Source organism: Bradyrhizobium elkanii USDA 76, from assembly GCF_023278185.1.
Lineage (GTDB): Bacteria > Pseudomonadota > Alphaproteobacteria > Rhizobiales > Xanthobacteraceae > Bradyrhizobium > Bradyrhizobium elkanii.
The window spans coordinates 4,531,214-4,544,560 of sequence record NZ_CP066356.1 but is presented as its reverse complement, the minus strand read 5'-3'; the positions used below and the strand labels follow the sequence as shown (position 1 = coordinate 4,544,560).

Genomic DNA, 13,347 nt, shown 5'->3' with positions numbered 1-13,347 from the left:
GGCTCAAGACTACTGCCTCAAGGCTTAACCCAGATATGGGCCAATTTCCGGCCGACAAGGCCGTCAACTCGCCGCACTAGCCACCTGGGCAGGTCGCAGAAGTTCAAGCTGATTCGCGTCTGCACGCCTAGCGACGGGGACCCTCGCCAGGCGTGCTTTCGCGGTTCATCATTAACGCGAGGTGCCGAAATTAAGCGGCAGTTTTCTCGGCGTCTTCATCCTTGAACAGCTCGTCCTTGGTGACCTTCTTCTCGGTCACATTGGCGAGCTCCAGGACGAAGTCGACGACCTTGTCCTCGTAAATCGGGGCGCGGAGCTGGGCCAGCGCCTGGGCGTTGCTGCGATAGTAGTCCCAGACCTCCTTCTCGCGGCCGGGCACCTGGCGCGCACGCTCGATCACGGCGCGCGACACCTCGTCGTCGGTTACCGTGATCTTGTTCTTCTCGCCGATCTCCGACAGCACGAGGCCGAGGCGGACGCGGCGGTCGGCGATCTTGTGGTACTCCTCCTTTGCCGCTTCCTCGGTGGTGTTCTCGTCGGCGAAGGTCTTGCCGGACGAGTCCATCTCGGCCTTGATCGAGTTCCACATCAGGTTGAACTCTTCGGCGACAAGCGACGGCGGGGCCTCGAATTTGTGGCTCTCGTCGAGCCGGTCGAGCAGCGCGCGCTTGACCTTCTGGCGGGTGGCGCCGGCGAACTCGGCCGTCAGGCGCTCGCGGGCGGCTTCCTTCAGCTTGTCGAGCGACTCGAGGCCCAGCGTCCTGGCGAACTCGTCGTCGATCGTGGTCTCACCGGGCGCCTCGATCAGCGTTGCGGTGGTCTCGAACTCGGCCGGCTGGCCGGCGAGCTTCTCGTTCAGATAGTTCTTCGGGAACGAGACCTTCAGCGTGCGCGTCTCGTTGGTGCCGATGCCGATCAGCTGCTCCTCGAAGCCCGGGATGAACTGGCCGGCGCCGATCACGACCTGAATGCCCTCGCCGGTGCCGCCCTCGAAGGCTTCACCGTTGATGGTGCCCTTGAAGCTGATGGTGACGCGGTCGCCCTTCTCCGCCGCCCCTTCGGTCTTGGCATTGTACGGGCGGCTGCCTTCGGCGATCCGCTTGATGGCATCGTCGACATCGGCGTCGGAGACATCGACCACCGGCTTCTCGACCGAGAACGACTTGAAATCGGCGAGCTGGATCGGCGGCACGACCTCGATCGCGACGGTGTAGGTCAAGTCGGTCTTGCCCGACAGCAGTTCCTCGACCTGGTCCTTTTCGGTCGGCATCGTGATCTTCGGCTCGCCGGCGAGGCGGAAGCCGCGATCTTCGAAGATCTGCCGGTTGGTGTCGCTGATGGTCTGGTCGATGGTCTCGGCCATCACCGAGCGGCCGTAGATCTTCTTCAGATGCGCCACCGGCACCTTGCCGGGACGGAAGCCGTTGAGACGGACCTTGTCCTTGAGGTCGACCAGCTTGGCGTCCGCCTTGGCATCGAGATCGGATGCCGGGACGCTGATCTTGAATTCGTGCTTCAATCCCTCGTTGAGGGTCTCGGTGACCTGCATGGTATCAATCTTCTTCCGCTTTTGCCGCGGCCCGAGCGGCCGTGGCAGTGTTCAATCTGTTCGACGCTGAGCCTTGCGGCCTAACGTCTGTGGGTTCGGCGAACCCTCACCCCATCGGGGCCAAAGGTTCTCCAAGAATTCGTCATGCAAACGCTGTAAGCGCTTGGTGCGGGCGGAGGGACTCGAACCCCCACAACTTTCGTCACTGGAACCTAAATCCAGCGCGTCTACCAGTTCCGCCACGCCCGCGCGAAAAGCATCCCAGTCCGGCCGCGATGCCGCGGGCGGCCGGGCTTATAACATGCGCCCACCGGTTCGCAGCAAAAAAATGGCCGCTGTTGAGCCCGCCCTGCGACCGATCGCGACTGGACAGGTACACTTGAAAATGGTCCGCATCGGCCGGATGGCAAGTCCCCCCGCAACTCCCGAATTTTCACTCACCCGGCGTGACCTGATCGCCGCCCTCGGCGCCGCGGCGCTTTGCCCTACTCTGCCGGCCACCGTCTCGGCACAGGGCCGGACCGCGGTCGCGCTCCAGGCCAAACCCGACCGCATCTCGCTTCGTCCGGACGGACCGGGTCCTGGCGGACCGGAGACACCGGTCTGGTCACTCGGCGGCAGCGACCTCCGCTTCAAGCGCGGCGAGGTCCTCGACGTCACCTTTGGCAATGACCTGCCGGTAGCGGCCGCGCTGGATTGCCGCGGGCTCGACGGCATCGCCGCGGCGGAGCCACTGGCTTCCCGGGCGCTGCTTGTCGCCGGGGGCAAGGATAGCTTCCAGTTGCCGCTTCGGCATGCCGGCACCTTCCTGTGCGAGCCGCTGTTCGCTGATGGCGGCACGGCGCCGGCACGGCCGCGGCCGCTGATCGTGACTGGCACCTCGCCGGTCGCGGTCGATCGCGACGAGGTCCTGCTGATCGAGGAGTGGCGCCTGCGGCCGGACGGAAGCGCAATCCCGGCCGGCAACGATCCAAAAGATTCGACGCAAATTCATACGATTAACGGCAAAACCTCATACGACATCTCGGCGCCGGCCAATGCCCGCCTCAGACTCCGCTTTATCAACGGCAGCCAACGCAGCGTGCTGGCGGTCAAGCTGGAGAACCTCGACGTCCGGGTGATGGCCATCGACGGCCAGCCAGCCGAACCGTTTCCGGCCCGCAACGGTGCGCTGGTACTGGCTCCCGGCAGCCGCACCGATGTCTTCGTCGACGCGGCCGGACCTACCGGAACCAGCTTCGCGATCCTGCTGCACGACGGCAAGCAGGCCCGCCCGGTCGGCAAGCTGGCCATCTCGAACGACCCGCCGGTCCGCCCCGCGCCGTTCCCGCCGGCACCGCCGCTGCCGGGCAACGACATGCCCGCCCAGCTCGATCTCAAGAGCGCCGCAAGATTCGAGCTAACCCTCGGCACGCCGACCGAATGGTTCCGCCCGGCGGACTTCAAGCCATCGGCCGCTCCGGCCTTTCAGGCCAAGGCCGGCCGGTCGGTCGTGCTGGCGCTGACCAACCGCGGCGCGATCGCCAGCGTCTTTCATCTGCACGGCCATCACTTCCGTCTGCTCGACCGGCTCGACGACGGCTGGAAGCCGTTCTGGCTCGACACGCTCGCGATTGAGCCGGGCCAGACCCAGCGCATCGCTTTCCTCGCTGAATATCCGGGCCGCTATCTGATCGAGCAGGTCGCGACCGACTGGGCCGCGCCGCGGCTGGTCCGATGGTACAGTGTCCAATAACAACAAGAGGAAACGTCCATGAGCCGGACAGTTGCAGCGATCCGCGGAGTTCGGGCGCGAAGCGTCGTGGTGCCGCTCAAGCGCCCTGTGAAGAACGCCTTCGGCGTGATCGATTCCGGCCCGCTGGTTCTGATCGATGTCGAGACCGATCAAGGCATTACCGGCCGCAGCTACATCTTCGCCTACAGCAAGCTCACGCTTAAGCCTCTTGCCTATCTGATCGAGGAGATCGGCCGCGAGCTCATCGGCAAGCCGGTCGCGCCGTTCGACCTCATGAAGGCGATGGACGCCAAGTTTCGGCTGCTCGGCTGGCAGGGCCTCGTCGGCATGGCGGTATCCGGTCTCGACATGGCCTATTGGGACGTACTCGGCCAGCTCGCCGGCCGGCCGCTGGTCGAACTGCTCGGCGGCTCGGCGAAGCCGATCAAGGCCTATGACAGCTACGGCGTGGTCGATCCTGTCGCCGATGAGCGCGCGCTGCGCCGCTCGCTCGACCAGGGCTTTCGCGGCATCAAGATCAAGGGCGGCGATGGCAACGCCGCCATTGACGAGCGCGTCGTGAAGGGCGTGCGCGCCCTGCTCGGCCCCGACATCGCGCTGATGATCGACTTCAACCAGTCGCTCGATCCGGCGGAAGCGACCCGCCGCATCGCCCGCCTTGCGCCTTACGATTTGCACTGGATCGAGGAGCCGGTGCCGCAGGAGAGCCTGTCCGGCCACGCAAAAGTCCGCGAGACTTCGCCGACGCCGATCCAGGCTGGTGAGAACTGGTGGTTTCCGCGCGGCTTTGCCGAAGCGATCGCGGCCGGCGCGTCCGACTTCATCATGCCCGACGTGATGAAGGTCGGCGGCGTGACCGGCTGGGTGCAAGTCGCAGGACAAGCCGACGCCGCCTCGATCCCGATGTCGAGCCATCTGTTCGCGGAAGTCAGCGCGCACCTGCTCGCGGTGACGCCGACCGCGCACTGGCTCGAATTCCTCGACTTCGCCGGCTCCATCCTCACAAGGCCCGCCGAAATCGTCGACGGCGCGGTGACCGCCCGCGGTCCCGGGCTCGGGATCGAATGGAACGAGCCGGCGGTCGCGAAGTATCTCGTGACCTAGCGGCGATCCTGGCTGGTGAGCGCGCGCTTCACCTTTGCGACGCATTCATGTAGGTCGATCCGAAATCGGAGCGCCCAATGTCGACCAACAGCAAGCTGACGCTCAAATTCCGCTGCCCGACGGAGCTCGACGGACTGATACCGGCCCCCATACCGGCGGCGCAGGGCGTTCCCGACTGGCTCAAGGCGATGCCGGCGACGGCGTTCTCTTCGATCAACCTGCACGACGAGGACACCATCAAGCGCTGCCCGCCGTTCGTGGATGCGATGACCTGCGGGTTCTTGCTGCCGCTGGTTTGCGATCTCAAGGTCGAGGACGGCGAAATCACCTGGGACCAGGATTTACCGCCGGGAGGCACGCCGGAATTCCCACGCTCACCGATCGGCTTCCACGACCCGGGTCAGGTCACCGGCACCCCTCTGTTTGAAGAGGGCCGCTTCTTTCTCAAATTTCACAATCTGTGGACCGTCGAAGCCCCGGAAGGCTACGCGATCTACTTCACCCATCCCGTCAACCGCTTCGACCTGCCATTCACCACGCTCAGCGGCCTGGTCAATTCCGACCTCTATGCCGACAATTGGGTGCACTTTCCGGCGTACTGGCACGACAGGAATTTCAGAGGCGTCCTCCCAAAGGGGACTCCGATCGCGCAATGCATTCCCGTCAAGCGAGACGACTGGACCGCGCAGGCATCGCCGTTCACCGCGGAGGACGCCAAGCGGGTCGGCGAACTCCGCACCGAGCTCAAACGGCAGCCGAACCTCTACCGGAGAAACTTCAGGGCGTAAGGCAAGGCGGAATGTCGTCCGCCGCGTCAATCTCAGTCCCCGCCGAGGAACTTCGCAGCGGCGCTCTGGGAGAAGAAGAAGCGGCCGTGAGATCCCGAGGCCATGACGAACGCCGCGCGTCCAAATAGCTGGGGCTGACCGCGCATCACCGAGCGCAGCGCCGCCTCGGCAGCATCGCGCTCACCCTGCTCGAAGAGGCAAGTGGCGAGGTGGGCGCGGGTCGAGCGATCATCCGGGTATTGCGCGAGCACGCGGCGGAACGCATCCGCGGCTGCGGCGTAGTCGCCACGGAGGATCAGGACCCGCCCGAGCTGGTTGAGAACGTCGGGGCGTCCCGGCGCAGCATCACGTGCCGCCGTCAGGACGCTTGCAGCCCGCGCGATGTCATTGGTCTCCTGCAACAGGCGCCCGAGATCGAGCTTCAGATCGACGCTCTCAGGCGCGAGCGCGAGACCGGCCTCGATCGTGCTGATCGCCTCGTCGTATTGCCCCGCCTTGGCAAGCTGCCCGGCGAGTTCCTGAAAGGACGGAAAATATGGCGGGCGGCGCGCCGCCGTGCGCCGAAGCTGTGCGATGCCGTCGGTGACGCGGCCCGCGCCGCACAGCAGCGCGCCGAGCAAAGTCTCGACCTCTCCATCGTCGCCGCGGCGCGCAACCCGCTCGAGCGCTGCGATCGCCTCGCCTCCCCGGTTCTGCCCCATCAGGGCATGCGCCAGAAGAAGCGCGGCGTGTCTGTCCGTGCGGTTTGATTTCAGGATGTTCGTCGCAATCTGCTCGGCCTGAGCAAACTGCTGCGCCCGCAACGCCAAGGCGCCTTGTTGCAGTGCCTGAGCGAGGAAATTATTCTGCCTGCCACTCACGAGCGAGATTCACGGTGCCGAGGGAATACCCTGCGCGTTTAGCCCGCATCTTCCGACGCGTCCACCAAAAGTATCGTCTGACGGACGAGGCCCGGATGTCCGCATGCGTTGATCACGCGGACATCGCGCGCTTCGTCCCGCTACTCGCCGCCGGCGGCGATCCCGCGGGGGCTTGGTTGCAGCTTGCCGCGCATCTCTGCGGATGACGCTTCGCCGTCCATCGTCTCCGGCCGCAACGCCTCCAGCGGGCGCTTGCGGGTCTCGATGCCGAGCACCGCAACCGCGATCGCCTGCACCACCAGGAGCCCGGCCACCACAGAGACGACGCCGGTGACGCCGAACCTCGTGAACAGCTCGACCACGATGAACGGCGTCACGATCGACATCAGGCGACCGGCAGTGTTGCAGATGCCGGACCCGCGCATCCTGAGCTCGGTCGGGAACAGTTCGGGGATGTAGAGCCCCCAGGCCAGCGCCAGCATCACCGCCACCGTGAAGACCAGGAGGAAGCCGATCACGACGAAAGCGATGGGGTTGATGAACATCGGATAGATCAGCCCGAGCCCGGCCGCCGCGAGCGACAGCACGATCAGCGACGGCTTGCGGTCGATCTTCTCGCCGATCCACATGCCCGACAGCGTGCCGAGCGGGCTGCCGAGCGTCATCAGCATGGTGTAGCCGAGCGATGACGACAGGTTGATGCCCTGCTTGACGAAGAAGGTCGGGATCCAGGCGATGAAGCCGTAGACCGCGGTGTTGAGCCCGATCAGGATCAGGCAGCCGACGATGGTCCGCGCGATCAACGCCCGCGAGAACAGGCGCGTGAAGCGAACGTCCGGCTGCACCGGGGCCGGCTGATAGGCCGGGGTCGGCAGGGTCCTGCCCTTGCCGACCTCCTGCTCGATCGCCGCCAGCACCGCCTCCGCCTCGGCGCTCTTGCCCTGCGTCTCGAGCCAGCGCGGCGATTCCGGCAGTGAGCGCCGCAGGAACCAGACGATCATCGCGCCGACGCCGCACAGCGCGAACATCCAGCGCCAGCCGAGATGCGGAATGACGACCCAGCCGACCAGCGTCGCGACGAACAGCGCACCATTGGTGCAGGTTGCGAGCGCGGCGCCCCAGCGGCCGCGCTGCTGCGGCGGGATGAATTCGCTGAGCACGACATAGCCGACGACGATCTCGGCGCCGAGTCCGAGGCCCATCACGAAGCGGGCCCCGATCAGCCAGTTCATCGACGGCGCGAGCGTTGCCGCCAGCGCGCTGAGGCCGAAGATCAGGAGGTTGGCCTGATAGGCGAACTTGCGGCCGAAGCGGTCGCCGGCGACGCCCGCCAGCCAGGCACCGATCAGCATCCCGACAAAGGTCGCCGAGATGAAGCGCGCATTCTGGGCGAGGTCCGAATAGCCGGACTGAACCAGCGCGCCGAGAATACTGCCGGCGAGGAAGATCTCGAAGCCGTCGACGAACAGTCCGGCCCCGATCAGCGCGAAGATCCGGTAGTGAAATCCGGCAATCGGCAATCTGTCGAGCCGGCCCCCCGCGTTAACGCCCTTGGTCACCTCAGCCTCCCTGATTTTGATTTTGTTTTGATCGTTCTCTGCGCCCGCGTTCTGTGCCGGCGCTATCCGGTCGAGACGCGCGCCTCCTCGTCGGCGCTTGCATGCGCAGCCTGCGGCCGCGGCAGGCCGAGATTCTCGCGCAATGTGTCGCCCTGATACTCGCGCTGGAACAGGCCGCGGCGTTGCAGCTCGGGCACCACGAGGCGCACGAAGTCCTGGTAGGTGCCGGGCACATGGGTGGCGGCGACGACAAAGCCGTCGCAGCCGCCTTCGCAGAACCACCGCTCCATCTGATCGGCGACCGCCTTGGGCGAGCCGACGAAGGTCGGCAGTTCGGCGAGCGTCCCGCGCCCGCTGAACTGCACGAAGTCCCGCGGCGTCGGATTGGGCTTGCCGCTGAGACTCACCACGCGGTCGCGGATCGCCTGCAATCCGCTGATCGATGCCAGCTCATCCGACGTGAACGGCTCGTCCATCGGCTTGGCCGCGAAATCGTAGTTCAGCACCTCCGACAACAGCGTCAGCGCATCGATCGGCTTGGCGAGCCGGCTGATTGCCGCGAACTTGTCCTCGGCCTCGGCCTGGGTCTCGGCGACGACCGGATAGACCGCCGGCGCGATGCTGATGTCCCTGCCCGTCTTGGCCAGCGTTCCCTTGAGGTCGGCATATTGCTTCTTGGCGATGTCGAGATTGGGATAGATCACGAAGATCAATTCGCCCCAGCGTGCCGCGAAGGTCTTGCCGCGACCGCTCTGGCCGGCCTGAATGATCACCGGATGGCCCTGCCGCGAGCGCGGCACCGTGAACGGGCCGCGCGAGCGGAAGAACTGCCCCTGATGGTCGAGCCGGTGCACCTTGGCCGGATCGGCGAACAGCCCGCTCTCGCGGTCGAAGCTGACGGCGCCGTCCTCCCAGCTGTTCCAGTGACCGAGCACGACCTCCATGAACTCGTCGGCGCGGTCGTAGCGCAGATCGTGGCTGAGATGCTGCGAGGCACCGAAATTCGCCGCCTCGGAGTCGTTCAGCGAGGTCACCACGTTCCAGGCCGCGCGGCCGTTCAGCAGCAGGTCCATCGTTGCGAACACCCGCGCGACGTGGAACGGCTCGTAATAGGTGGTCGAATAGGTCACGCCGATGCCGAGCCGCTCGGTCGCCAATCCCATCGTCAGCGCGACCGAGACCGGATCGAGCTTCGCCGCGCGCACGCCGTGGCGGATGGTCTCGCGAAAATCGTCGCCGAAGCGATCAGGGATCGCGAGGCGGTCGTCGAAGAAGGCAAGATGGAACTTGCCGTGCTCCAGCGTCCGCCCGATCTCCTGATAATAGTCGCGCGAGAACCAATTCGGCTTCGAGTCCGGATGACGCCAGGAGGCGGGATAGTTCGAGCAATTCTGGGCCTGCAGGAAGCCGATCAATTTCATCTGCCTGGTCATGGCGTGGTTCCTTCGTGGCCGCGGGAGAATTGGGGCATGTCAGATCACCCCGTCGCTGCGCAGCGCGGCGAGCGCCGCAGCGGTTGCGCCGGCAAGCGAGGTCAGGACTTCGTCGGTGTGCGCGCCGAGCGCGACGCCGGCGTGCTTGAACTGTGGCGGCGTGCGCGACATCTTGGGAATCGCGCTCGGCACCGCGATCGGCCCCGCGCGCGAGGCCACCTCGGCGATGTTGCCGCGGGCGCGGTACTGCGGGTCGGCGAAGATGTCCGCGATGCTGTAGATCGGCCCGCAGGGCACGTCGTAACGCTCGCATTCGGCAAGCGCCGCCTCCAGCGGCATGGAGCCGATCCAGTCGGCGACCATCCCGTTGACCTCCTCGCGCCGCGCCAAGCGGCCGGCCATGGCCGCATAGCGCGAGTCAGTCGCGAGATCCGGCCGCCGCATCGCCTGCGCCAGGCGCTCGAACATCTTGTCGCTCGAACAGGCCAGCGCCACCCATTTGCCGTCGGCGGTCTGGTAATGGCTGTGCGGCACGACATTGACAGTGTCGGCGCCGAGGCGTTCGCGGACGAAGCCGGTCTTGGCGAACACGGTCGCCATTTCATCAAGCAGCCGAAACACCGATTCATAGAGCCCGATATCGACCACCTGCCCGTGTCCGGTGGCTTCGGCATGGCGCAGCGCCAGCAGCACGCCGAGCGCGCCCCATAGCCCGGAAATATAGTCGGCGAGCGAGGTCGATCCCGGCATCACCGGCGCCCGTCCCGCCTCGCCGGCAAGATGAGCGAGCCCGCTGAAGCCGTGCGCGATCCGGGCAAAGCCGGGCTTGTCGCGCAGCGGGCCGTCCTGCCCATAGGCGCTGATGCGCAGCATCACGAGCTTTGGGTTGATCTCGCGCAGCGCCTCGAAGCCGAGCCCCCATTTCTCCAGCGTGCCGGGCCGGAAGTTCTCCAGCACCACGTCGGATTGGCGGACCAGTTCGCGAAACAGCGCGGCGCCCCGCTCGCTGCGCAGATCGAGCGTCACCGACTTCTTGTTGCGGGCTTCGCTGAGCCAGACATAGGTGTCGCCGCAGTCGCTCGGCGTTCCGAACCGGCGCAGGGGATCGCCTGTGCCCGGCTGCTCGATCTTGATCACCTCGGCGCCGAAGTCGGACAGCACCGTCCCGCAGAACGGCGCCGCCACGAAGGTTGCGATATCGAGCACGCGAATTCCGGCAAGCGGTGACTCATGCGACATCGCGCGCTCCCGCCCTGCCCGCCGCCTGAATTGCGTCGTTGCGGTCGATAATCGCCTGCGCGCGCTTGAGCACCGCAAGATCGATCAGCACGCCGTCCTGCCCGAAGGCGCCGTCGCCGCCGGCGCTGGCGGATTGAATCTTGGCTGTGATCTCGCGCGCCCAGCCGATCTCTCGTGCGGTCGGCGAGAACACCTCGTTCGCAGTTTCGAGCTGCGAGGGATGGATCGCCCATTTGCCTTCGAAACCAAGCGCGGCCGCCCGCGCCGCACTGGCGCGAAAACCTGCGGCATCACCGAAATTGGCATAGGGGCCGTCGATCGCCCGCAGGCCGTGGGCGCGGCAGGCATTGGCGATCCGGGCGAGCGCGAAGTGCCACTGGTCGTTCCAGTGCACGCGGCGCGCGCCGCCCTCGCCCGCATCGGCGAGCACGGCATAGCGCCGATCGGAGGCGCCGATAATCTCGCCGCAGGTGCGCAGGTCGATCGAGTAATCGCCGATGCCGAAGATCACAGCCTCCAGCCGCTCCGACGCCTGCACGATGTCCTCGACATTGGCGAGCCCCAGCGTGGTCTCGATCAGGATCTCGATGCCCAGCGGCCTTGCGCGCGGGAACTCGCGCTCGAGCCCCGTCAGCAGCGCATCGACGAAACGGACGTCGAATGCGGTGCCGACCTTCGGCACCATGACGAGGTCGAGGCGCGGCGCGCGGCTGACGATCTCGATGATGTCGCGATGCGCCCATTCGGTGTCGAGCCCGTTGATCCGCACCGCCAGCGTCTTGTTGCCCCAGTCGATCCGGTTCAGCGCCTCGATCGCGATCTCGCGCGCCTCGGGTTTTCGCGGCGGCGCAACCGCGTCCTCCAGATCGAGGAAGATGAAATCGGCGGCGCTACTCGCGGCGCGCTCGAAGAAATGGGTCGAGGTGGCGGGAACCGCGAGTTCGGAACGCTGGACGCGGCGCGTGCGCGGCTTGGTGACGGTGAAGGACATTGGAGCATCTTTTCTGCATCGCGCCGCAGGATCGTCTCCCGCGGCCAACACAACCATGCTAGATGTCCGGCACTGATCTTTCTAACGAGATTATCTTAAGAACTGTTCAGGTCTTTGGGACAATCCTCCGCGGGGCAAAACGATGTCGCAGATCAATTTCAAGCTGCTGCACATGTTCATCGCGGTCGCCGAGAACAAGAGCTTTCGCCAGGCCTCCGAGCAGCTCAACCGCTCGCAATCCGCGGTCAGCATGCAGATCAAGCTGCTGGAGGACCAGGTCGGCGCCGCCCTGTTTCATCGCACCACGCGGCGCGTCGAGCTGACCGCGGAGGGACTGCAACTGCTGACGCATGCCCGGCGCGCGCTCGGCGAATGGGAGAACGGCCTGCGCGAGATCCGCGAGGTCATCGACATCCAGCGCGGCACGCTGTCGCTGGCCTGCGTTCCCACCATTGCCGCGACCATCCTGCCGCAGGCGCTGCATGCCTTCCAGGCGAGCTATCCCGGCATCAACATCAATCTGCGCGAGCTTGCGGCCGAGGACATGCTGGACTGCCTGCGCCGGCGCGAGGCGGATTTCGGCATCGGGCCGGAGACGGACGGCTCGACCGAGTTTCAGTTTGCGCCGCTGTTCAACGACCCGATCTATGCGCTGGCGACGAAGGCGTTTCCGTTTCGCAAGCGCAGCGCGGTCGACCTGACCGAGCTGTCCGCCTATCCGATCCTGCTCAACTCAAAATCGGCGGCGCTGCGCTCGATGCTGGAGCGCGCGCTCGCCACGCGCAATCTGCAGATGAAGATCAAGTTCGAGGTCGAGCACAGCTACACGCTGGCCGCGCTGGCCGGCGCCGGCCTCGGCGTCGGCATCCTGCCGAAGGTCGCCTTGCCGCGGCCGATCAGGAAGACGATGCAGGCGCTGCCGATCGTCAATCCGACGTTGGAGCGCACGGTCTGCATCGTCTCGCTGCGCGGACAATCGTTCTCGCCGGCCGCCGGCGCGCTGACATCAGTGATTCACAAATTTCTCAAGCCGCGGCCCTAGGCCCGCCGGGCCAATCCGCAGAACGCGCCACCAAAATAGATCAGCGGCGTCTCCCCCTCCCGCAGATGCATCGCGCGGACCGCGCCGACGAAAATCGAATGCGTGTCGTGCGCATGCTCGTCGATCAGCTCGCAGTCGAGCCCGATCAGCGCACCCTTAAGGATCGGCGTGCCGGTGGCAAGCGACAGCCAGCCGTCGGCGTCGGAAAACCGATCGTCCCGCTCGATGCCGCGGCGGCCGGCGAACACATTGGCCAGTTCGGCCTGGTCGGCGTGCAGCATGTTGACGCCGAAGGCTGCGGTGCGCCGGATCAGGCCATGCGCGCTCGCCGAACGGTTGACGCAGGCGATCAGCCGCGGCGGCGCGTCCGACAGCGAACAGACCGACGTCGCCGTCATGCCCGTTCTGTCGCCCGGCCCGCCCGCCGATAGGATCGTCACCGCACCGGCGTGGTGGCGCATCGCCGCGCGATAGGACGCAGGGTCGACGTCGTGGTGAAGCGCACCGGCGGTCCGTGCGGCGGTAGAGAGCTGGCTGCTCGGTGCGATCATCAGACTGTTCCGCGCAAGTGACAAGGATGCCGATCCTATAGGTCAGTCGAACCGATCGCGGAAACACAAATATCTGACGAGTTGTTCAGTTCAGCCGATCAATGCCAATCACGCTCATGGGAGAGGTCCGGCGATCTCCAGTTCGCCCTGGGCAATGAAACGTAACGTGCCGCTCACCCGGAGCCCTTTCAGTATGGCTGAGCCAGATGCGGGTAGGTCAATGAAGAACCTTCAGATGCCTCGAACCTCAATCATCATTTTCTGCCTTTCGGTCCTCGTCCTGTCGATGTCCGCAACCGGCGTGGCCGAGGCGAGAGGCGGCTTCAATCCGAATTGCCGCGTCCCAAGGATCAGCCTCTGTCCGGGTTGCACGGTCGCCGTCAAGATTATCGTGCTGCAGAAGCGCGAGTGCCGGATCAACTATGGTTCGTTGGGCCCCATGCACTCCGAAGCTGTAGCGAACTTTGCCGTCCATCAAACGGCAGACTAGATCAAC

Annotated in this window: 12 protein-coding genes and 1 tRNA gene; 5 read left to right on the top strand and 8 right to left on the bottom strand. The window is 65.7% G+C overall.

Going from position 1 to position 13,347, the window contains the following annotated elements; genetic code table 11:
• Positions 1-190: 190 nt before the first annotated feature.
• Both tig and JEY66_RS22045 read right to left on the bottom strand, forming a co-directional pair.
• Positions 191-1,549: a trigger factor gene (gene tig, locus JEY66_RS22050; protein WP_018271870.1), complete on the bottom strand. Its 1,359-nt coding sequence runs from the start codon at positions 1,547-1,549 to the stop codon at positions 191-193.
• A gap of 164 nt (positions 1,550-1,713) precedes the next feature.
• Positions 1,714-1,798: transfer RNA gene (locus tag JEY66_RS22045), tRNA-Leu, on the bottom strand.
• A gap of 154 nt (positions 1,799-1,952) precedes the next feature.
• Here JEY66_RS22045 and JEY66_RS22040 point away from each other — a divergent pair.
• The 3 genes from JEY66_RS22040 (at position 1,953) to JEY66_RS22030 (ending at position 5,176) form a co-directional block, all read left to right on the top strand.
• Positions 1,953-3,284 carry a multicopper oxidase family protein gene (locus JEY66_RS22040; RefSeq protein WP_026192825.1) on the top strand — a complete coding sequence of 444 codons (1,332 nt, stop codon included), beginning with the start codon at positions 1,953-1,955 and terminating at the stop codon, positions 3,282-3,284.
• A gap of 18 nt (positions 3,285-3,302) precedes the next feature.
• Positions 3,303-4,388 (top strand): enolase C-terminal domain-like protein, encoded by a 1,086-nt coding sequence (locus JEY66_RS22035; RefSeq protein WP_026192826.1) that lies wholly within the window; start codon positions 3,303-3,305, stop codon positions 4,386-4,388.
• A gap of 77 nt (positions 4,389-4,465) precedes the next feature.
• A complete protein-coding gene (locus JEY66_RS22030) occupies positions 4,466-5,176 on the top strand; it encodes a hypothetical protein (protein WP_016847725.1) in 711 nt (236 codons plus the stop codon).
• Positions 5,177-5,208: 32 nt separating this feature from the next.
• Here the strand turns inward: JEY66_RS22030 and JEY66_RS22025 are convergent, their stop codons facing one another.
• The 5 genes from JEY66_RS22025 to JEY66_RS22005 all read right to left on the bottom strand — a co-directional run bounded on the left by JEY66_RS22025 (position 5,209) and on the right by JEY66_RS22005 (position 11,258).
• Positions 5,209-6,036: a tetratricopeptide repeat protein gene (locus tag JEY66_RS22025; RefSeq protein WP_334369403.1), complete on the bottom strand. Its 828-nt coding sequence runs from the start codon at positions 6,034-6,036 to the stop codon at positions 5,209-5,211.
• Positions 6,037-6,176: 140 nt separating this feature from the next.
• A complete protein-coding gene (locus tag JEY66_RS22020; protein ID WP_018271873.1) occupies positions 6,177-7,595 on the bottom strand; it encodes an MFS transporter in 1,419 nt (472 codons plus the stop codon).
• Positions 7,596-7,657: 62 nt separating this feature from the next.
• A complete protein-coding gene (locus JEY66_RS22015; protein WP_016845656.1) occupies positions 7,658-9,028 on the bottom strand; it encodes an LLM class flavin-dependent oxidoreductase in 1,371 nt (456 codons plus the stop codon).
• Between the two features lie 39 nt (positions 9,029-9,067).
• Complete coding sequence (locus JEY66_RS22010; protein ID WP_016845655.1) at positions 9,068-10,267, bottom strand: CaiB/BaiF CoA transferase family protein; 1,200 nt, start codon at positions 10,265-10,267, stop codon at positions 9,068-9,070.
• On the bottom strand, positions 10,257-11,258 hold the full coding sequence (locus JEY66_RS22005; protein ID WP_016845654.1) for an HpcH/HpaI aldolase/citrate lyase family protein: 1,002 nt from the start codon (positions 11,256-11,258) through the stop codon (positions 10,257-10,259). The genes JEY66_RS22010 and JEY66_RS22005 overlap by 11 nt, the downstream gene beginning before the upstream one ends.
• A 142-nt stretch (positions 11,259-11,400) precedes the next feature.
• Here JEY66_RS22005 and JEY66_RS22000 point away from each other — a divergent pair, with 142 nt between their 5' ends.
• On the top strand, positions 11,401-12,300 hold the full coding sequence (locus JEY66_RS22000; protein WP_016845653.1) for a LysR family transcriptional regulator: 900 nt from the start codon (positions 11,401-11,403) through the stop codon (positions 12,298-12,300).
• Here the strand turns inward: JEY66_RS22000 and JEY66_RS21995 are convergent.
• A complete protein-coding gene (locus JEY66_RS21995) occupies positions 12,297-12,851 on the bottom strand; it encodes a flavin reductase family protein (protein ID WP_016845652.1) in 555 nt (184 codons plus the stop codon). The genes JEY66_RS22000 and JEY66_RS21995 overlap by 4 nt on opposite strands.
• A gap of 220 nt (positions 12,852-13,071) precedes the next feature.
• Between JEY66_RS21995 and JEY66_RS21990 the strand changes: the two genes are divergently transcribed.
• A complete protein-coding gene (locus JEY66_RS21990; RefSeq protein ID WP_244620831.1) occupies positions 13,072-13,341 on the top strand; it encodes a hypothetical protein in 270 nt (89 codons plus the stop codon).
• Positions 13,342-13,347 lie beyond the last annotated feature (6 nt).